Source organism: Rhodococcus sp. G-MC3, from assembly GCF_030063335.1.
Lineage (GTDB): Bacteria > Actinomycetota > Actinomycetes > Mycobacteriales > Mycobacteriaceae > Rhodococcoides.
Map to the genome: position 1 here is coordinate 280430 of NZ_JASISW010000002.1, position 20113 is coordinate 300542.

General features: G+C 62.6%; 20 protein-coding genes. 9 read left to right on the top strand and 11 right to left on the bottom strand.

Annotation, left to right across the window (positions count from 1 at the left end; genetic code table 11):
• The first annotated feature begins 85 nt into the window (after positions 1 to 85).
• On the top strand, positions 86 to 514 hold the full coding sequence (tatB, locus tag QMK17_RS03210; RefSeq protein WP_283506974.1) for a Sec-independent protein translocase protein TatB: 429 nt from the start codon (positions 86 to 88) through the stop codon (positions 512 to 514).
• Positions 515 to 662: 148 nt separating this feature from the next.
• On the opposite strand, the gene QMK17_RS03215 is transcribed toward tatB, so the two are convergent.
• The 7 genes from QMK17_RS03215 to QMK17_RS03245 form a co-directional block, all read right to left on the bottom strand.
• Positions 663 to 1415: an amino acid ABC transporter ATP-binding protein gene (locus QMK17_RS03215; RefSeq protein ID WP_283506975.1), complete on the bottom strand. Its 753-nt coding sequence runs from the start codon at positions 1413 to 1415 to the stop codon at positions 663 to 665.
• Entirely contained in the window at positions 1412 to 2869 is a 1458-nt protein-coding gene (locus QMK17_RS03220) for an amino acid ABC transporter substrate-binding protein/permease (RefSeq protein ID WP_283506976.1), read from the bottom strand. The genes QMK17_RS03215 and QMK17_RS03220 overlap by 4 nt, the downstream gene beginning before the upstream one ends.
• 103 nt (positions 2870 to 2972) lie before the next feature.
• The gene (locus QMK17_RS03225) at positions 2973 to 4106 is read right to left on the bottom strand and encodes an Mrp/NBP35 family ATP-binding protein (RefSeq protein WP_283506977.1); all 1134 of its coding nucleotides are present in this window, start codon (positions 4104 to 4106) and stop codon (positions 2973 to 2975) included.
• Positions 4107 to 4116: 10 nt separating this feature from the next.
• A complete protein-coding gene (locus QMK17_RS03230; RefSeq protein ID WP_283506978.1) occupies positions 4117 to 4977 on the bottom strand; it encodes a lytic transglycosylase domain-containing protein in 861 nt (286 codons plus the stop codon).
• Between the two features lie 115 nt (positions 4978 to 5092).
• Complete coding sequence (locus QMK17_RS03235) at positions 5093 to 6133, bottom strand: lytic transglycosylase domain-containing protein (protein ID WP_283506979.1); 1041 nt, start codon at positions 6131 to 6133, stop codon at positions 5093 to 5095.
• Positions 6134 to 6143: 10 nt separating this feature from the next.
• Positions 6144 to 6686: a DUF1003 domain-containing protein gene (locus QMK17_RS03240; protein ID WP_283507041.1), complete on the bottom strand. Its 543-nt coding sequence runs from the start codon at positions 6684 to 6686 to the stop codon at positions 6144 to 6146.
• A 20-nt stretch (positions 6687 to 6706) separates the two neighbouring features.
• Complete coding sequence (locus QMK17_RS03245; RefSeq protein WP_283506980.1) at positions 6707 to 7981, bottom strand: magnesium transporter MgtE N-terminal domain-containing protein; 1275 nt, start codon at positions 7979 to 7981, stop codon at positions 6707 to 6709.
• 59 nt (positions 7982 to 8040) lie between these two features.
• Here QMK17_RS03245 and QMK17_RS03250 point away from each other — a divergent pair, with 59 nt between their 5' ends.
• From QMK17_RS03250 to QMK17_RS03275, 6 genes are all read left to right on the top strand, one after another.
• The gene (locus QMK17_RS03250; protein WP_283506981.1) at positions 8041 to 8994 is read left to right on the top strand and encodes an HpcH/HpaI aldolase/citrate lyase family protein; all 954 of its coding nucleotides are present in this window, start codon (positions 8041 to 8043) and stop codon (positions 8992 to 8994) included.
• A gap of 55 nt (positions 8995 to 9049) precedes the next feature.
• The gene (locus QMK17_RS03255) at positions 9050 to 9541 is read left to right on the top strand and encodes a general stress protein (protein ID WP_283506982.1); all 492 of its coding nucleotides are present in this window, start codon (positions 9050 to 9052) and stop codon (positions 9539 to 9541) included.
• Between the two features lie 173 nt (positions 9542 to 9714).
• Entirely contained in the window at positions 9715 to 11037 is a 1323-nt protein-coding gene (locus QMK17_RS03260; RefSeq protein WP_336620119.1) for an extracellular solute-binding protein, read from the top strand.
• Positions 11034 to 11972 (top strand): carbohydrate ABC transporter permease, encoded by a 939-nt coding sequence (locus QMK17_RS03265; protein ID WP_283506984.1) that lies wholly within the window; start codon positions 11034 to 11036, stop codon positions 11970 to 11972. Before QMK17_RS03260 ends, QMK17_RS03265 begins: the two co-directional genes overlap by 4 nt.
• Positions 11972 to 12805, top strand: a complete 834-nt coding sequence (locus tag QMK17_RS03270) for a carbohydrate ABC transporter permease (protein WP_283506985.1) — start codon at positions 11972 to 11974, stop codon at positions 12803 to 12805. Before QMK17_RS03265 ends, QMK17_RS03270 begins: the two co-directional genes overlap by 1 nt.
• Positions 12806 to 12810: 5 nt before the next feature.
• Entirely contained in the window at positions 12811 to 13980 is a 1170-nt protein-coding gene (locus QMK17_RS03275) for an ABC transporter ATP-binding protein (protein WP_283506986.1), read from the top strand.
• Positions 13981 to 14003: 23 nt separating this feature from the next.
• Here the strand turns inward: QMK17_RS03275 and QMK17_RS03280 are convergent, their stop codons facing one another.
• Positions 14004 to 15530: an MFS transporter gene (locus QMK17_RS03280; protein WP_283506987.1), complete on the bottom strand. Its 1527-nt coding sequence runs from the start codon at positions 15528 to 15530 to the stop codon at positions 14004 to 14006.
• 101 nt (positions 15531 to 15631) lie between these two features.
• Between QMK17_RS03280 and QMK17_RS03285 the strand changes: the two genes are divergently transcribed.
• Positions 15632 to 16756, top strand: a complete 1125-nt coding sequence (locus QMK17_RS03285) for a winged helix DNA-binding domain-containing protein (RefSeq protein ID WP_283506988.1) — start codon at positions 15632 to 15634, stop codon at positions 16754 to 16756.
• On the opposite strand, the gene QMK17_RS03290 is transcribed toward QMK17_RS03285, so the two are convergent.
• Both QMK17_RS03290 and QMK17_RS03295 read right to left on the bottom strand, forming a co-directional pair.
• Positions 16740 to 17597 carry a chromosome partitioning protein ParB gene (locus tag QMK17_RS03290; protein WP_283506989.1) on the bottom strand — a complete coding sequence of 286 codons (858 nt, stop codon included), beginning with the start codon at positions 17595 to 17597 and terminating at the stop codon, positions 16740 to 16742. The genes QMK17_RS03285 and QMK17_RS03290 overlap by 17 nt on opposite strands.
• The gene (locus QMK17_RS03295) at positions 17587 to 18303 is read right to left on the bottom strand and encodes a metallophosphoesterase family protein (RefSeq protein WP_283506990.1); all 717 of its coding nucleotides are present in this window, start codon (positions 18301 to 18303) and stop codon (positions 17587 to 17589) included. Before QMK17_RS03295 ends, QMK17_RS03290 begins: the two co-directional genes overlap by 11 nt.
• A gap of 33 nt (positions 18304 to 18336) precedes the next feature.
• Between QMK17_RS03295 and QMK17_RS03300 the strand changes: the two genes are divergently transcribed.
• Positions 18337 to 18945, top strand: a complete 609-nt coding sequence (locus QMK17_RS03300; RefSeq protein ID WP_283506991.1) for a suppressor of fused domain protein — start codon at positions 18337 to 18339, stop codon at positions 18943 to 18945.
• On the opposite strand, the gene QMK17_RS03305 is transcribed toward QMK17_RS03300, so the two are convergent.
• The gene (locus QMK17_RS03305) at positions 18942 to 20039 is read right to left on the bottom strand and encodes a magnesium and cobalt transport protein CorA (RefSeq protein ID WP_283506992.1); all 1098 of its coding nucleotides are present in this window, start codon (positions 20037 to 20039) and stop codon (positions 18942 to 18944) included. The genes QMK17_RS03300 and QMK17_RS03305 overlap by 4 nt on opposite strands.
• Between the last annotated feature and the right edge of the window lie 74 nt (positions 20040 to 20113).

Consider the following 20113-nt stretch of genomic DNA (forward strand, 5'->3'; position numbering starts at 1 on the left):
ACCTTCACGCCGCAGACAACCTTCCGGAGCGCGCTGCGAGTACTTGCACCGCCGGTTCCCGGACTTCCGAAGTAGGCTGAGGCACGTGTTCGGCAACATTGGCTGGGGAGAACTCGTCATTCTTCTGGTAGCAGCACTCGTCATCCTCGGGCCCGACCGCCTTCCCGGCGCCATCACCTGGGTCACCAAGTCGATCCGTCAGGTCAAGGAGTACGCCAACGGCGCGAGCCAGCAACTCAAGGACGAGCTCGGTACCGATTTCGAGGACCTGCGTAAGCCGCTGGCCGATCTCAACCAGCTGCGCGGTATGACTCCGCGCGCGGTCATCACCAAGCACCTTCTCGACGGCGACGACTCCATCTTCACCGGCAACTTCGACACGAAGAAGCAGAATGAGGGTGGCCCCACCGTCCAGAAGCCGTCGATGGAGAAGAAGCCGTCGATGGAGAAGAAGCCGTCGGACACCGCTCTTCCGTCGGGCCAGACGCCGCCGATCGATTCGGACGCGACGTAGGCCGTATTTTTCCCGCATGAATGGACCATCGCAACCGTCTAACCCTTGCTATGGGCCATTGATGCCGATGCCCCCGAACGCATGAATGGACCATCGCAACTGTCTAGCCGTTGCGATGGTCCATTCATGCTGAAGTTGGGGGGGCGAGCTAGAGCACCTTGTTCAAGAAATCCTGAGTCCGCGAGTTCTGCGGGTTCCCGAAGATCTGCTCCGGCGTTCCCTCTTCGACGATGACGCCCTCGGCCATGAAGATGACGCGGTCCGCCACTTCGCGGGCGAAGCCCATCTCGTGCGTCACGACGACCATCGTCATACCGCCCTTGGCGAGATCGCGCAGCACCTGGAGCACCTCCCCGACCATCTCGGGATCGAGCGCAGAAGTGGCCTCGTCGAACAGCATGATCGACGGGCTCATCGCGAGCGCCCGAGCGATAGCTACGCGCTGCTTTTGTCCACCGGACAGGTTGGCGGGCTTGTAGTTCGCGCGATCGGACAGTCCGACTTGCTCGAGCAGCTTCACTGCGGTTTCCTTGGCCTGAGACTTCGACATCTTCTTGGTCTCTACCGGCGCGAGCATGACGTTCTCGATCGCACTCATGTGCGGGAACAAGTTGAAGTGCTGGAACACCATTCCGATGTTCTGACGCACCTTGTCCAGATCGACGGTTTTGTCGGTCAGGTCCATGCCGTCGACGACGACGTGCCCGGCAGTGATGTCCTCCAGCTTGTTCAGACACCGCAGGAACGTGCTCTTGCCGCTGCCCGACGGCCCGATCACGCAGACGACCTCACCGTTGGCGACCTCGGCGTCGATGCCCTTCAAGACAGTGTTGTCGCCAAAAGCCTTTTCGAGCGCCTTGATCGAAATCTTGACCGAAGTGTTCACTGGTTGACTGCTCACTTGTTGATCCTCTTCTCGAGCCGGTTCGACAGCTTGGTGAGAGCCATGATGATGATGAAGTACATGACGCCGATGATCAGCCACATGTTGAACGACTCGAAGTTGCGAGCGATGATGAGGCGGCCGGTCTGGGTCAGCTCGGCGATGCCGATGACCGACAACAGTGACGTGTCCTTGAGCGTGATGACGAACTGATTGATGTATGACGGAATCATCGTGCGAATAGCCTGTGGCATCACGACGCGACGCATCGACTTGAGGTAGCTGATGCCGAGGCTCCGCGACGCTTCCATCTGGCCCTTGTCGACGGCGAGGATGCCGCCGCGGACGATCTCGGCCATGTAAGCGCCCGCGTTGAGCGAGAGCGTGATGATGCCTGCGGTGAATGCGCCCATCTGGAAGCCGAGCGCCGCCGGAACGCCGAAGTAGATGAAGAAGGCCTGTACCAGAAGCGGTGTGCCGCGGAAAATGTCTACGTAGGTGGTGCCGATGCCGCGAAGGACGATGTTGGTCGAGACCCGAAACAAGCCGAAGATCGCACCGAGAATCAGTGCGATCGCGATGGAGATGACCGTCAGAACGATCGTCAGCCAGAGACCTTTGAGGAGCAACTGCCAGCTGCTCGCGATCAGACCGGGGATCGAGTTGTCGGATGTCGAGGCGTCCGCGCTGAGGTAGGTATTCAGGATCTCGTCGTACTGGCCGTTTGCACGGAGATTTTCGAGTCCCGTATTGAACTGCTCGAGCAGCTGAGCGTTGGTGCCCTTGGCGACGGCGAAACCATAGCTGGCACCCGACTCCTTGTCGGTCACGGTCTTGAACCCATTGCCCTGCTTGATGCCGTAGGCCAGCACTGGGTAGTCCTCGAACGCCGCGGCCGAGTTGCCGGTCTTGACCTCCTCGAACATCGTCGCCGAGTCGTCGAAACTGCGGATTGTGAAGCCGTACTGGTCGGCGATCGATGTCGCGAACGTTGCACCCTCGGTGCCGTTCTTGACGGCCACGGACTTGCCGCGCAAGTCCTCGTAGCCTTCGATGTCGTTGTTGCTGTCCAGGATTGCCATCTGGACGCCGGAGTCGAAGTACGGTTCCGAGAAATCGAATGTCGCCTTGCGTGCGTCCGTGATGGACATTCCCGCGATCATGCCGTTGAACTGGCCACTTGTGACGCCCTGCAGCGCGGTGTCGAATCCGACCTGCTCGACGTCGTAGGTGAAGCCTTGGTCAGCAGCGATCGCCGCCAGCAGATCCATGTCGATTCCGACGAGTTTGCCGGACTCGTCCTGAAATTCGAAGGGAGCGAACGTTGTATCGGTTGCGATCGAGTAGTTCTGACCGGACGGGGTTGGTTGCGCGGACGCGACCCCAGGCCCGAGCAGCGCTCCCAGCAAGGTGACGAACAGTGCGAGCACGATCGGTACGAGTACCGGCCTGCTCCGTTGCGGCTTCTTCATGCAGGACACTCTCTATCGAGGACTGGATTCTTGGCAAATCATAAGACTCCAACCCTCGACACACTTACGTTCGGGTGGTACCGCTACTTTCTGGTGGAACCAATCATTTTCTCGAGGAATCTATGCTCAACGACATTCCGACGAGTCCTCGCTCACGTACGGCGAGCTTCTTCGCAACCGATTCCAGCGCTTGGGCAGCCGGAGTTTCCGGGTGTGTCAGCACGATGGGCGTGCCCGCATCTCCGCCCTCGCGCACTGCGGTGTCCAGCGGAATCTGGCCCAGCAGAGGGACTTTGGCGCCGACGGCCTTGGTCAGGCGATCCGAGACGTCTTGTCCGCCACCGGATCCGAAGATGTCCATGCGGGTTCCGTCAGGCAGTTCGAGCCAGGACATGTTCTCCACGACACCGGCGATGCGCTGACGGGTCTGCAATGCGATGGCGCCTGCGCGTTCGGCAACCTCGGCCGCCGCCTGCTGTGGAGTGGTGACGACGAGAATTTCGGCGCTGGGAATGAGCTGTGCCACCGAGATGGCGATGTCACCGGTGCCTGGTGGGAGGTCGAGTAGCAACACATCCAGATCGCCCCAGAACACGTCCGCGAGGAACTGCTGCAGCGCGCGGTGCAGCATCGGTCCGCGCCAGACAACCGGTGTATTGCCGGTGGTGAACTGCGCAATCGAGATGAACTTCACGCCGTACGCCTGCGGCGGCATGATCATCTTCTCGACCTGAGTGGGTTTGGCGTCGTTGCCGAGCATGCGGGGCACCGAGTGGCCGTAGATATCGGCGTCGAGCACGCCTACCGAAAGGCCGCGCGCAGCAAGCGATGCGGCGAGGTTGACGGTGACGGAGGATTTTCCGACGCCGCCTTTGCCTGACGCGACGGCGTACACACGCGTCAGCGAACCGGGTTGAGCGAATGGGATGATCGGTTCTGCCGAATCGCCGCGCAGCGACTTCCGTAGCTCGGTGCGCTGCTCGTCGTTCATGACGTCGAGTTCGACGGTGATGGTGCCGACGCCGGGGACGTCGGCGACGGCCTTGGTGACGCGGTCGCTGATCTCGGTCTTCATCGGGCAGCCCGAGGTGGTGAGGTAGATCCCGACGTCGACCGAGCCGCCGTCCCCGATGGTGACGCCTTTGACCATGCCGAGGTCGGTGATCGGTTTACGAATTTCCGGATCGATGACCTTCGAGAGCGCGCTTCGAACGTCGGATTCCGTCAGTACTGCCATGGGCGTCATGTTAGTGAATACGTGGGAGCTCGTCGGAGGTGGGGACGATTCCGGTGGCGTAACCCGTCGACCACGCGAGGACGTTGGCGACGTAGGCCATCGAGTTGTTGTAGCGCAGGATTGCTTTCGTGGTCTGTCCGAGGTCGCGAAGGTTCAGGCCGCCGTCGCACAAGTAGTCGCCGGTGGTCAGTGCTGCGTCGTACAAGTTCTGCGGATCGGATAGTCCGTCGCCGTTGCCGTCGGCGTGATAGCGATTCCAGGTCTCGGGCAGGAACTGCATAGGGCCGACCGCGCGATCGAAGTTCGGATCGCCGTCGAGAGCTCCGCCGTCGGTGTCGGCGATGACGTTGTTGCCCGCGAGACTGCCGTCGAGCCGGGGCCCGAGAATGGGTTCCAAGAGCTTGCCCAGGTCGTCGGCCTTGCCGTTGTTGGCATGGGTGGACTCGACTCGGCCGATACCCGCAATGAGGGTCCAACTGATCCCGCATTGTGGCTGGGCCACGGCGAGGAGCTTCTCGGCGTTCTTGTATGCGGCGACGTTGACGGTTGGAATTGCAATGGGGCTTGCTGCCAGGTTCGTCGGAAGCTCGGGTGTCGGTGCAATCTCGGGCGCGGGGATGGGCGCTGCTTGGGCGAGAGGCGCCTCGGCGGCGGCGACGGGTTGCGCGTCGGTCTGGTCCGCGATGGGTTCCGGCGTTTCGACGACTGTATCGGCTGCCTGCGTGGTGGAACCGGCGTTCATGAACGGGATGTACTCGGTCGCGCCTGCGCTTGTGGCTGCGGTGACGAGCCCAGCGGGGATGAGGCCGGTCAGAGCGATCACCGAGTTCCGGCGAACTTTGGAATTCGATGCTTTTCTGTGACGTCCCACGCCTTGATACCTCCTGTTGCCCCCACATCTGGAGGCCTCCGTACTAGAACCGGAGTCGAGGGTACCTGATTCGAGACGCTTCCGTTACCGGGCTGTTATCCAAACCGACCTTGCGCTACGCGGGCGGTGCCGAGGGACAGAAAATCACGCACGGCAAAGGTGGCAGCGACGGCAGCACGAAGGGTGGCATGGGAGGTGTCGTCGGTGTATTCGAAGGAGACGGTGTATTCGAAGGAGACGGTGTGTTCGAGGGAGACGGTGTGTTCGAGGGAGACCGTGGTTCGGGTGTAGGTGCGCCGTTGACGGGAGCGCTCACCGCCGTCACCGGCGCATCGGTCACTGCTTGCGCGCCGCGACCGTACGCGGCCGACCACGCCAGGACGTCGGCCACGTAGGCGGGAGAATTGTTGTAGCGAAACACTGCCGCGCTCTCGGCGGCCGGATCGCGCAAATCGAGCCCTCCGGAGCACAGGTACTTTCCGGCAGCGAGCGTGGCGTCGTAAATGTTGTTGGGCTCGAAGATCCCATCGTCGTTGCCGTCCGATGCGTACTTCGCCCACGTGCCGGGAATGAACTGCATCGGCCCGACGGCTCGGTCGTGGTCGGCATCGCCGTCGTGATTTCCGGCGTCGGTGTCGCGAATCACAGTGTTGCCGGCGAGATGGCCGTCGAGGACGGGTCCGAGGATCGGCGCCGCCGTACCGGCGGCGTCGACCTGGCCGCCGTGCGCGTGCCCGGATTCGATTCGACCGATCCCGGCGAGCAGGTTCCACGGCAGGCCGCACGCCGGGGACTGCTCGGCCATCGCAGACTCGGCTGCCCGGTAGGCGGCGAGCACGGATTCGGGAATTCCGAGCGAGCCGATTACAGGGGTGGGGATCTCGACCGGGACAACCGGTTCCTGCGTCGCGGGCTCGGGTACGGGCTCGGGTGCGGCAGTGTTGAACGTCTGCGGAGGCGTCTCCACCGGGGTCGCGAGACCGGGGATGGTCATCGACGACGGCAGAGGCGCGGGTTGGGCCAGCACGACAGCCGATGGCTGCGCGGGTACCGATGACTGTGCCGGTAGGGATGCCGCGGCCACGGCGGCGGCAATACCCGTGACGACGACGGTGGATACCAGGAGTGGCACTCCTGCCCGTCGCCTTGGCCGCATGTGGCACACGTTACATTTTGGTATCCGGATCAGGTTCGGATTCCTCGAAATCGTCGACGGGGGCCGGACGTGACTTCTTTCGTGACTTCTTCGACGGCGTCGAGGTCTGTCCGGTCGCCTGTTCCAGCAACTCTCGAATTTCCTCCAGCTCGCGGCGCAGGTAATCGCGCGTCGCGACCTCGCCGACCGCGATACGAAGCGATGCCAGTTCGCGTGCCAGGAACTCGGTGTCCGCTTTGGTCTGCTGTGCGCGGGAGCGATCCTCCTCCAGCGAGACCCGGTCACGGTCGTCCTGACGATTCTGCGCGAGCAGGATCAGCGGGGCTGCGTAGGCAGCCTGGGTCGAGAACGCGAGGTTCAGCAGGATGAAGGGGTAGGGGTCCCACCGCAGAGCGACGACTGTGACGTTGATGAAGATCCAGACGATGACGATCATCGTTTGGATGGCCAGGTAGCGGCCGGTGCCGAGGAACCGGGCCGCACGCTCGCCCGACTTGCCGAGGTCGACATCGAGGTGGAAATTGAACAGGCGGGATCCCTGCGGGGTGTCCATGCGCTGCCGTGCTGTGTCCTTCACTGTCCTGCCACCTCCTGATCTCGCCAGTCCTCCGGGAGAAGATGATCGAGGACGTCGTCGACGGTGACCGCGCCGACCAGATGATCCTCGTCGTCGACCACGGGGCCACACACGAGGTTGTACGTTGCGAAATATCGTGTGACAGCCGTCAGGCTGTCGTCGGGACCGAGCCGCGGAAGTTGTTTGTCCATGATGCCTCCGACCAGGCTCGCGGGCGGTTCGCGGAGTAGTTGCTGCAAGTGGACACACCCGAGATAGGCGCCCGTCGGCGTCGCGGTGGGCGGTCGCACGACGAACACCAGTGACGACAAAGCGGGCGTCAGATCGGGGTTGCGGACACGTGCCAATGCCTCGGCGACGGTAGTCGAGGCATTGAGAACCACGGGCTCGGTCGTCATCAGACCACCGGCTGTATCGGGGGAGTGCTCGAGCAACCGGCGAACCGGCGCCGAGTCTTCCGGGTCCATGAGGCGAAGCAGTGACTCGGCCTCGGGTTCGGGCAGCTCGCCCAGTAGGTCCGCGGCGTCGTCGGGATCCATCGCTTCGAGCACATCGGCACCGCGCTCGACGCCCAGGTAGTGCATCATCTCGACCTGATCGTCGTCGGGAAGTTCCTGAACGATGTCGGCGAGGCGCTCGTCGTCGAGGGCCAGTGCAACTTCCATCCGTCGTTTGACGGGCAGTTCGCGCATGGCGTTGGCGACGTCCGCGGCGCGGAGGTCCTCGAACTGCATCAACAGTTGCGCGACGCCCTGGCCCGGCATCGAGAGCTCGTTCTGCGTGAGACCTTGCACGTGCTGCCAGTCGATGACATGGATGGCCCCGCGGCGTGCGAGCCTGCCGCGCTGACGGCGAACCGCGACGCGAGCAACGAGCCAGTCCCTCGTTCGAGTCAGCTCGATGCCGAGGTCTACCACGATCGAATCGGTCTCGTGCAGCTCTTCGAGTTCGGGATCGTCGACGCGCACCTTGGAATCGAGGATCTGCGCGAACACCAGGATTTCGTTGGCGCGCTGCGAGAATCGACGGAGACTGACGTTTCCGGTGGTCAACTGCACGGAGTTGGGCTCGATGCTGGTGACGCGCAGCATCGGCACGAAAATTCTTCTGCGCGTGGCAAGTTCGACCACGATGCCGAGCACTCGCGGCTGGGCGCGACCGATCCGCATGGTGACCACGACGTCACGCACGCGACCGATGGATTCGCCGTCGGGGCCGAGTACGACCAGACCTGCGAGCCTGGCCGCGAATACCTTGCTCAGAGCTGCCATGATGGCAAGGTTAGAGCGTCGAAGTACCAACCAAACAATCGACAAGCAGTAAGGACCTCATGAGTTCGGTGGATCACGCCCGTCCTCGCCGATCGGTACTGGCCGTTCCCGGCAGTTCCGACAAAATGATCGAGAAGGCGAAGGGACTCGACGCCGATGCGATCTTCCTCGATCTCGAGGACGCAGTAGCGCCGATCGCGAAGGCCGAGGCCCGCGGCCGAATCGTGTCGGCACTCAACTCCGGCGGGTGGGGAGACAAGCTCAAGGTAGTGCGTGTCAACGACTGGACGACGCCCTGGACGCACGGCGACGTGATCGATGTGGTCGGTGGCGCAGGCGCGAACCTGGACGCGATTCTGCTCCCGAAAGTCGAGGACGCCTCGCACGTGCAGGCGCTCGATCTCTTACTGACACAGGTCGAGAAGATCAGCGGGCTTCCCATCGGGGCCATCGGAATCGAACCACAGATAGAGAGTGCGCGGAGCCTGCGCAACATCGACGAGATCGCAACGGCGAGCCCGCGCGTGCAAAGTCTCGTCTTCGGGCCGGCGGACATGATGGCGAGCGTCAATATGCGCACGCTCGTGGTCGGGGAGCAACCGGAGGGGTACGACACCGGAGACGCCTACCACCACATACTGATGACGATTCTGCTCGCGGCACGTACGCACGGTCTGCAGGCAATCGACGGTCCCTACCTTCAGATTCGCGATCTCGATGCGTTCCGCCGGGCCGCGGGGCGCACGGCCGGGCTCGGGTTCGACGGTAAGTGGGTGCTGCACCCGACGCAGATCGATGCGGCCAACGAAATTTTCAGTCCGCGCCAAGCAGATTTCGACAAAGCCGAACAGATTCTCGAGGCCTACGAGTTTCACACCTCCGAGTCCGGTGGTGGCCGAGGCGCGGTAATGCTCGGCGAAGAGATGATCGACGAGGCAAGTCGCAAGATGGCGTTGGTGATATCGGGGAAGGGTCGGGCGGCAGGCTTGCTGCGTAGTGACCAAACACAATGACGCTCTCGGCGGGTTGTTCGTTCCCAACAGGGGCTGAGCCAGGCACAATGGGGAAATGACGAATCCACTTTCGCAGCCCGGCCGCGGCGGCCAGGGTCTCCCGACGCCGCCGTCCGGCTGGCCGATAGGCTCCTACCCAACGTATGCCGAGGCGCAGAAGGCGGTCGACTACCTTTCCGATCAAGAGTTCTCGGTTCAAGATGTCACCATCGTCGGCGTAGACCTCATGCAGGTAGAACGTGTCCTCGGACGACTGACGTGGGCCAAAGTTATTGGCGGCGGCGTGGTTTCGGGAGCGTGGCTGGGATTGTTCCTCGGTCTCGTGCTCGGCATCTTCACCAACGGAAACATCCTCGGCGCACTGATCATCGGCATCATCGGTGGCATCATCTTCGGGCTGATCTCCACGGCGATCCCGTACGCGGCCACCCGCGGGCAGCGCGATTTCGCGTCGAGCATGCAGTTGGTTGCGGGCCGCTACGACGTTCTCTGCGAGCCGAAAAGCGCAGAAACCGCTCGCGACATGCTCGCAAAATTGTCGATCTGATCGGTATTGATTACGGAATAGTCCCAATATCCCCATTGGTCCGTGTAGTTCGGTTACGTTTCTTGACGTGTAGGGCAGTAGTAGAAGGGGCCCTACACAGGTAATCGAAAATACGGAGGCTGAAAGTGCCGAGACAACGAGGTCCGAGGCCGGCAAACGCAACCAGGATAGGCGTGTTGGCCGCGGTGGCACTGGTCGCCAGTCCGTTGCTGGCGGCCTGCGGATCGTCCGACAGCGCCGCGCCGGTGTTGAGTTTTTACACCGCAGCGGACGGCGCCGAACAGTATGCGGCAGCGGCCGATGCGTGTTCGGCGGCATCGGGTGGCCGATACAAGGTCGAACAGAGAACTCTCCCCAAGAGCGCCAACGATCAGCGCCTGCAGCTCGCGCGGCGTTTGGCGGGTAACGACAATTCACTCGATTTGATGACGCTCGACGTCGTGTGGACAGCCGAGTTCGCCGAAGCAGGATGGGCGTTGCCGGTCCCGGACGATCTCGTCGCCAAGCTGAAGGACGGTTCCACTCTCGAAGGTCCACTGGCGACAGCCGAATGGCAGGACCAGCTCTACGCCGTTCCGCTGAACTCGAACACGCAGCTTCTGTGGTATCGCCCCGACGAAGTTCCCGGAGGCCAGCCGCCGCAGACGTGGACCGAGATGATCGACATGGCCGAATCCAATGCTGCCGAGGGCAAACCCGCGTACATCGGAGTTCAGGCCAAGCAGTACGAAGGTCTGATGGTGTGGTTCAACAGCCTTCTCGTCAGTGCGGGCGGCGCAGTCGTCGGTGAGGACGGTACGACCGTCGCGCTCAACGACACCCCGGAACACCGTGCCGCAACCGAGAAGACGCTCGAGATCATGAAGCGGGTCGCTACCGCTGATGGCCGCGATCCCTCGATCTCGCAGACCGACGAGGCGACCGCGCGTTTGGGTATGGAAGCGGGCACCTCCGCGTTCCAGGTCAACTACCCCTTCGTGCTTCCAGGCATCAAGGAGAACGCGGCAGCAGGTGCCGTCCCGTTCCTCGACCTGACCAATGTGCCCGCCGATCAACAGGATGCAAAGATCGCCGAGGTGTTCCGCAGCGCTCCGTACCCGGCGGTGGACCCAGACAAGCCCGCCAAGGTCACGATCGGCGGATTCAACATCGGGGTCGCCAAGACCACTGAGCACGAGGATTTGGCATGGGAAGCCGTCGCCTGCCTCACCAACGAGCAGAATCAGCGCAACAACGCAGTCGACGGCGGCGTGCCCCCAGTCCTGAAGCAGCTCTACCAGGACCCCGAATTTCAGGCTGTGTACCCAGCATGGGAGGGCGTGCTCGACTCGATCGAGAATGCCGCGGTCCGACCGGTTTCCCCGGCTTACCAGAGTATTTCGATACTTCTCGCCGACGCTCTCAATCCACCTCAGAACATCGATCCGGTGGCAGATGTGGACAAGCTCGCCGATCTCGTCTCCAAGGCAGTCAATTCCGAAGGGCTGATTCCATGAGTGAAACGACTCGGACCGAGACAGTGGACAAACAAGCAATACTGAAGAACGTCTCCGACGGCAAGAAGGCCGAACGCAGGCTCGGTCTGATGTTGATCGCACCCGCGGCGATCATGATGGTGGCCGTCACCGGATACCCGATCATCTACGCGTTCTGGCTCAGCTTGCAGAAGTACAACCTGGCATTCCCGGACGACCGTGAATTCGTCGGCATCTCCAACTACATCACCGTGCTGTCCGACAATTACTGGTGGACGGCATTCGGGGTCACCGCAGGCATCACGATCATCTCGGTGATCATCGAGTTCGTGCTCGGCCTCGCGGTCGCACTCATCATGCACCGCACCATCTTCGGTCGCGGTCTGATCCGAACTGTCGTGCTCATCCCGTACGGCATCGTGACCGTCGCCGCGGCCTACAGCTGGTACTACGCGTGGACACCAGGTACGGGTTACCTCGCCAACCTGCTGCCCGACGGGAGTGCGCCGCTCACCGAGCAATTTCCGTCGCTCGCGATCGTCGTACTCGCCGAGGTGTGGAAGACGACGCCGTTCATGGCGCTGCTTCTTCTCGCCGGGCTCGCACTGGTGCCCGACGATCTGCTCAAGGCAGCGGAGGTCGACGGTGCAGGTGCATGGACGCGATTGTTGCGCATCACGATTCCGCTGATGAAGCCGGCGATTCTGGTAGCGGTGCTGTTCCGCACTCTCGATGCCTTCCGCATCTTCGACAACATCTACGTGTTGACCAAGGGCAGCAACGGCACCGGTTCGGTGTCGATTCTCGGCTACGACAACCTGTTCGGTGCATTCAATCTCGGACTCGGCTCGGCGATCAGCGTTCTGATCTTCTTCTGCGTTGCGATCATCGCGTTCGTGTTCATCAAGTTGTTCGGTGCATCCGCACCGGGCTCGGACGACGGAGGCCGTAAGTAATGACGACCGTGACGCCCCGCAAGAAGGTCGGTTGGACCGTCATCAACGCGCTCGTACTTCTGTACGCGCTCGTCCCGCTGGCCTGGATCATCAGCCTCTCGTTCAAGTCGACTGCGACCATCGCGGACGGCAACTTCATCCCCACGTCGATCACGTTCGACAACTACAAGGGCATCTTCTCCACCAACCAGTTCACCTCGGCGCTGATCAACTCGATCGGTATCGGCCTCATCACCACGGTCATCGCCGTCGTAATCGGAACCATGGCCGCCTACGCGGTTGCCAGGCTCGAATTTCCCGGTAAGAAGGCGCTCGTCGGCGCGGCGCTGCTCATCGCGATGTTCCCGCAGATCTCGCTCGTCACGCCATTGTTCGACATCGAGCGTGCGATCGGACTGTTCGACACGTGGCTGGGTCTGATCATCCCGTACATCACGTTCGCCCTGCCGCTCGCCATCTACACGCTCTCCGCGTTCTTCCGTGAGATCCCGTGGGAGCTGGAGAAAGCCGCGAAGATGGACGGCGCAACACCGGCCCAGGCATTTCGTAAGGTCATCGCCCCGCTCGCGGCACCAGGCATCGTCACCGCCGCGATTCTGGTGTTCATCTTCGCGTGGAACGACCTACTGCTCGCCATCTCGTTGACAGCGACCGAACGATCCATCACGGTGCCTGCCGCGATCTCGCAGTTCACCGGTAGCTCGCAGTTCGAGGAGCCCACCGGATCGATCGCCGCAGCGGCAGTGGTCATCACCATTCCGATCATCATCTTCGTGCTCTTCTTCCAACGACGTATCGTGGCGGGCTTGACGTCCGGCGCAGTGAAGGGATAACCGTCATGGCCGAAATCGTTCTCGACAAAGTAACCAAGCTCTATCCGGACGGCGCCGCAGCGGTCAGCGATGTCGACATCACCATCGCGGACGGCGAGTTCATCATTCTCGTCGGACCGTCGGGCTGCGGAAAGTCCACGACGCTCAATATGATCGCCGGTCTGGAGGACATCTCGTCCGGGGAACTGCGCATTGCGGGCGAGCGTGTCAACGAGCGTGCCCCCAAGGATCGCGACATCGCCATGGTGTTCCAGTCCTACGCGCTGTACCCGCACATGACGGTGCGCCAGAACATCGCGTTCCCGTTGACTCTCGCCAAGCTCAGCAAGAACGAGATCAACGAGAAGGTCGAAGAGGCGGCGAAGATCCTCGACCTGACTCAGCACCTCGACCGCAAGCCAGCGAACCTCTCCGGTGGTCAGCGTCAGCGGGTTGCGATGGGCCGAGCCATCGTTCGTACGCCCAAGGCGTTCCTCATGGACGAGCCGCTGTCCAACCTCGACGCCAAGCTGCGCGTGCAGACGCGTGCCGAGATCTCGAGGCTGCAGAAGCGTCTCGGCACGACGACCGTCTATGTCACGCACGATCAGACCGAGGCCATGACACTCGGCGACCGCGTCGTCGTGTTGCGCGGTGGCCTGGTTCAGCAAATCGGATCGCCGCAGGAGCTCTACGACAAGCCTCGCAACCTGTTCGTCGCAGGCTTCATCGGATCGCCGTCGATGAACTTCGTGCCGGGAACTCTGACGGCCGATGGTGTTGCGACCGACCTCGGGACGTTCGAACTTCCCCGGGAGCGGCGGGCCGCCATTGCGAACAAGAACTCGGGCAAGGATGTCGTGGTCGGCATCAGACCCGAGCACTTCGAGGATGCAGGCCTCATCGATTCGTACCAGAAGCTCAGCGGCGCAACGTTCACTGCCAAGGTGGAGGTACTCGAGTCGATGGGCAGCGACAAGTACGTCTACTTCGAGTCCAGGGGCGACAAGGTGCAGTCGGCGGAACTGCAGGAACTCGCAGCCGAGTCCGGGCTCACCGATGCCGGTGGCGCTCAGGTGGTTGCGCGTCTGGCAGCAGAATCGAAGGCCCACGAGGGCGGAGACGTCGAGTTGTGGTTCGATCCGGCCAAGATCTCGGTGTTCGATCAGGCGTCGGGTGACAATCTGACGCTGTAGCGCCGGCGGCTTCTCCCAGAACCTCAGCAGTCCTCTGCCAGCACGCTCTGAGCTGGAGTTTCCCCTGGGCGGATCCGCGCCCCATCCACACAGTTGTCTGTGAGTCCGCTCGGGTCGGCACGCCGCGACGTGGCCACCACAGTCGTCGGCGCGGGGGTGATCCGAATCGCCAACGCGGACAAGGTCACTGTTGCGCAGGCCAGGGCTCCCACAATGAACGCCGCGGTGTAGACGGATTCGCGTGGGATAGACGTCGCGGCGATCGTGTACGTGGCAAGCATCGTGGTCAATACTGCGCTGGCGATCGAGGTTCCGACGGTTCGGACGATGGAGTTGACGCTGTTCGCCACTCCGGTGTCCTGCGCGGTCACCTCGGCCATCAGCAGATTCGGGATGGCCGCGAATGCCAGCGACACGAACACATTGATCACTGCCGACGCCAGGATGACCTGCCACGTGGCGTTGTGGAAGAAGACGAAGACAGTGAATCCGACGACGCCGACGATTCCGCCTGTCACCAGGACAGGACGCGGACCGACGCGCCGGATCAGCCCACCGCTCAGGGTGGCCGCTACAACGCCGACGACGGCGCCGGGGAGAAGGTAGACGACGCTGGCGGAGAGAACGTCGGCGCTGAAACCGTAGCCGGCAACCTCGCGGGGCGTTTGCACGAAGTATGAGCAGGCGAGGAAGTTGACGAACATCCCGATGCCGACGAAGAGGGTGGCAATATTCGTCGCCAGGAGCGGACCGTGGGTGAGCATGCGCGGGGCGACGAGTGGTGCTGCTGTGCGGTTCTCGAAGATCCACCACAGGGCAAGGACGACGGCCCCGATGACGGCGCACCCGAGCGTTGCGGCCGATCCCCAGCCCCAGGAGCGGCCTTGGGTGAGCGCGAGGAACAGCAGTACCAGCGCGGCGGCCAGCAGGATGGCGCCCCACCAATCGACCGAGCCCTCGGCGCTGCGCGGACGCCGCGGAACCCCGAACCATCCGAGTGTCATCGCGAGCGCGACGAACGCCGCTGTCAGCCAGAACACTCGGTGGTAGTCGGCCCCGTCTGAGGTCAGCAGACCGGTGAGGACCAGTCCGAAGCCACCGCCGACTCCCAGAGTGCCGGACAGAATGGCCATGGCCCCGACGAGTTTGCGGGGTGGCATCTCGTCACGGAGGACGGCAAGCGCGATGGGGAAGAGTGCGTAGGAGACGCCCTGCAGTATGCGTCCCAGGAGTAGCAATGCAAGAGAGTGGGTGAGTGCAGCGATCAGGGATCCGACGAGGACCAGCGCAAGTACCGCCATCAGTACGGGGCGTTTTCCGTGCAGGTCGGCCAGCCGTCCGATCACGGGTGTCGCGATGACGGCGGCGAGCAGGTTGGCTGTCAGAACCCAGCCGGCAGCGGTGGTGGTGACGTCGAGTTGGGTTCCGATCGTCCCGACGATCGGGATCACCATCGTTTGCAGCACCGCGAGAGTCATGACCACGAAACACAGTCCGGGAAGCAGTAGCGGTCCAGGATTGAGCTGGCTCGAGCGGGCCGCCGTCGACATGGAGAAAAACCTCGTTACATTTCGTTATTACGCACTAGGCAAAAAAATTGATGTCTGCACCTAAGTACTTATCAGGTTCGAGGCGCACGGGAAAGGCAACGATGCAGCAACACGGCCTCTCACCACTGATGTCCAACCGTGCTGTGTGCGTCGCCACTCTCGCGCGTCAGCATCTGATCGAGCGTGCGGAGTTCCCCGCCGAGGACATGGTGTCTCATCTGGTGGGAATGCAGGCGCAGGCTCCGTTCCCGCCCTACTTCGGTTTGTGGTCGCGGATCGAGAAGTTTCGGCCCGAGAGCCTCTCCGCGTTGCTCGAACACCGGAATCTGGTCCGCATCGTGCTGATGCGCGGAACGGTGCATCTGGTGACGGCCGAGGATGCGGCCTTCCTGCGACCATTGGTGCAGCCCATCATGGATCGGGACCTCACCCAGAACCCTCTGCACGGCCGGGCATTGGCCGACGTCGACGCGGCCGCGGTGGCAGCACGGGCCCGGCAAATTCTGAGCGAAGGGCCTCTGGCTCCCGCCGATCTCGGACCTGTGCTGGCCGAGGCATTCGACGGTGTCCCGCCTGCATCCCTCGTGCATGCAGCGAGGAACCTTCTTCCGCTCGTCCAGGTTCCGCCGCGCGCAGTGTGGGGAAAATCGGGTCATGTTCGGCTGTGCACGTTAGAGCAGTGGACGGGCCTCGCTCTGGAGCGCAATCCCTCCCATTCGATGATGGTGCTCCGCTATCTGACGGCATTCGGGCCCGCATCGGTGGCGGATGTGCAGGCGTGGTCCGGACTCACCAGACTCGGCGAGGTGATGGATCGACTGCGACCACAGCTGGTCACCTTCACCTCCGAGGCCGGCGCACTGCTCTTCGATCTACCCGATGCGCCGCGTCCCGACGCCGACACCAGGCTCCCGGTGCGGATCGTCGCGGCCTTCGACAATCTTCTGCTCTCGCACGCGGATCGCTCTCGTGTCATATCGGCGGAAGCGCGCGCGAAGCTGTTCACGCCGAATGGAGTCTTCCCGCCCGTAGTACTCGTTGATGGGCAGGTGGTAGGCCAGGTGAAACAACAAGTGAACAAGGACGTGTCGACGGTCGTGGTGACGCCCTATCGAAAGTTGTCCAAAGCGCACTTGGCGGCCGTCGCGGCCGAAGGCCGCCGAATGTCGAAATTTGCGAACCCAACAGCTGCGGTGCACGACGTCACCTTCACCGAGGCCGTGTAGTTTTCGCCCGTTCGCGTAGCTCGGAGACGATCTCGTCGTTCCACACGTGTTCGCGCACCAGGCGATACCGTTCGCGAATCATCCATAGATATGCTTCGGCATCGGTCTGACCCTCGAGAATATCGGCGGCTCGCACCATTCGAACGACCGGCAGAAACTCCTCGCCGAACCAGCGTCGCGCCACTGTCGCACGGTCGACGAACTCACACAGTTCCTGCATCAGCCGAAATCCCCACGCCTCGACGCATTCGCTGAGCTCCGCGTACTGGAACGGATCGGTGACGGTGACCGCTTCGCGCGCCTTGCCGACGAGGGGCACCCTCGACAGAAAGATTCTGCGGTGATCCTTGATCAGGAGGTCGCCGCGACGATTGATTCCCTCCGGCGATATACGTGTGATGATCTCGGTGACCAGCGCGTCGATCGTCGTGCGGTGCATCGCGAACGCGATCGACACACGATGGTGTCCGTCGAGAACGAAGTGCATCGACCCGATGCGATAAACCTGGATCGGCGGCATGGATTCGCCGCGGCGCTGAGCCGCAGCAAGACGCTGCCAGCGCTCACGAATCCGCGTCGACGTCGGTCTGAAGAAACGGTCGAAGTCCCGTGTGCGGTCCACGCTTCCGACGATCGAGTCGACGCGAATCACCTGCACACCGAGTTGGCGCTCGCCCACTTTGCCGAGAGCGGCGACCACCTCGTCGAACGGCAAGATCGTGTTGACGTCGTCAGGCTGGCGGCGGAGCCATCCCACCAGGCGAGCGATGTCCGCACGCCTGCGTTGGCGGGTGAAGTCGTTTTCTGCATCGGCCGCGGGGAAACCGGTGTCACGTGCCATGGCGTCGCCTCAGGATCGTGGGAGCCGCAGACTCGCCAGCGCCGCCGGTGGGTTCGATCTCCAGCAACGTGTATCCGACGGTGTTGATGATCGCCGTTCCGTGCAGCTCCAGGTCCTCGGGCGTCTGCCCGTGCGGATGAATGTGACCGTGCAGCATCAGCTGCGGTGACAGGGATTGGACGACGTCACCGAGGCAGTCGAAGCCGACGTGAGCGGTGTCGGTGTCGTCGCCGATCCCCAGCGGGGGGCTGTGCGTCAGCAGAATGTCGATGCCCCGCTGATCGCCGCGCACCCGTTCGGCCCAGGCCTTGGTTCGGGTGAGCGACCGCGAGCGGCGACGCTGTTGACGTTGCGTCCACTGGTTCGGTCCCCCGTTGTAGCGGATCGAGCCACCGAGGCCGGCGATGCGTAGTCCGGCCGCCGAGACGATCTTGCGGTCGGCGTTGACGGCGCCGACGGGGCCGGGCCAGGTGCTCGGCAGCCCCGCGCGCATCCAGCCCGCGCGGCCTGCGGAATAACCGGTCAGGTCGGCGTCGTGATTGCCCGGCACGAACACGCACGGGGCATTGAGGGCGTCCGTCAAATATTCGAGGTAGTCGAACGGCAGGTCGCCAGCTCCGAGAATCAGATCGACGTCGAGTGATCGAACCTGTGTACTCCACAAGGATTCGATTGTTTCGTCGGCAACGGCAAGGACGGAGACCACGCGGACGACGCTACCGGGCAACGGTGGTGTTGGATGGACTTCGTGAGCGACAGCGGCAGTGACAGGGTCGTTTCTGAGGTCCGGGCACATGTGATCTCAGCGATCGGGGACGAAAATCCAACTCTCTACTCGGTGACATTCCTGGGGCTCGAATCCCTGGAGGTATTGACGTTCTTACCGCGTGAGGATCCCTTCATCAGGTTCGCGACCCTCGGCTGCTCGCGATATCCGATGTCGGACCCCAGCGAAATGATTGCCGATGCAACCCGTGGGCCTCGCGCGGAGTTGATGCTCGTCAGTCGGGTGTTCGATGGCATCGACAAACCTTTCCTGCAGAACATCGCGAAGTTGGCGGCGACACCGTCGGTCGAAGGCGTCGTACTACGCAAAGATCTGCTTCTCGATCTGGGGGAACCGCTGTGGCTAGGTTCGCCCTTCACCGCAGTGTTGCTCGGGGCGAGCGAGATCTCGGATCTACCGTTACCCGAGCCGGCCGATCCAGTCGAGTTTCTCGAAATCGTTCCCATCACCGGAACCGAAGCTGCGTGGGTACGCTTGCGCGGCGCCGACGCATTGCGCGACGCCTGGAAGGAAGCAGGCATCGACGTGCGTGACCCCGGCAGGTCGGCCGTCAACCTCTAGAGCCAGTGATTGCGGCGAAACGTAGCGAACAATCCGGTGCACACCACGGCGACGATCGCGCCGACAATGTAGTACCCGTACTGCCAATGCAGTTCGGGCATGTTGTCGAAGTTCATGCCATAGATGCCGGCCACCATCGTCGGCACGGCGGCGATGGCGACCCATGACGAAATCTTCCTCATGTCCATGTTCTGCTGCATGGTCACCCTCGCGAGCGCAGCGTCGACGAGCGAGCTGAGCACTTCGTCGAATTCGGCAACCCGTTCCGCGACGGTCGTGTGATGGTCTTGCACGTCGCGGAGATAGCGCCGCACCGCTTTCGGGACGGGAGTGTCCACGCCCTGAACCAGGTTGCTCAGTGGCGTCGAGAGGGGAGTGACCGAACGACGTAGTTCGACCACCTCGCGCTTGAGTAGATAGATGTTCTCGATCGGCACGTGATGATTCGGCGAGAACACCTCCTCTTCCATGACGTCGACATCGCGTTCGATCGAGGACGTCACCGCCAGATATTCGTCGACGACGTGGTCGGCGACAGCGTGCAGAACGGCGGACGGCCCGAGCGCGAGACGTTCCGGATTGTCCTCGAGCCACCGGCGAACCCCAGACAGTCCCGAATGTTCGCCATGGCGGACGGTAATGACGAAATCGCGGCCGAGGAACACCATGATCTCGCCGCTCTCGACGATCTCGTTGGCCGTCGACACCGATTCGTGTTCGACGTAACTGACCGTCCGGAGCACGAGAAATGCGACGTCGTCGTACCGTTCGAGCTTCGGGCGTTGGTGAGCTTGGACGGCGTCCTCGACCATCAGTTCGTGCAGTCCGTAGCTGTCGGCGACTCCGTCCATCTGGCCCTCGTCGGGTGCATGAAGGCCTAGCCAGACAAACCCCTCGCCGCGTCTGCGCACCTCCGCGATCGCAGCGGAGTGGGTGAACTTGCCGTGCAGGCGAACACCGTCGACGTAGACAGCGCAGTCGACGATCGCGCGAGCGGTCGGAACCGGGACCTTGGGTCCGGTGGCATGCGGCTTCTGCGACGGGCGCAGTGAATGCAGCGACGGCAGCGAAGGCCTCGGTGGCAGTGACGGCATGCTGCGCTCCTGACGTGTACGTCTGTAAAAAATTCTCGGGCGTGCGGGCGGCAATGGTACGCCTGCGCTACGAA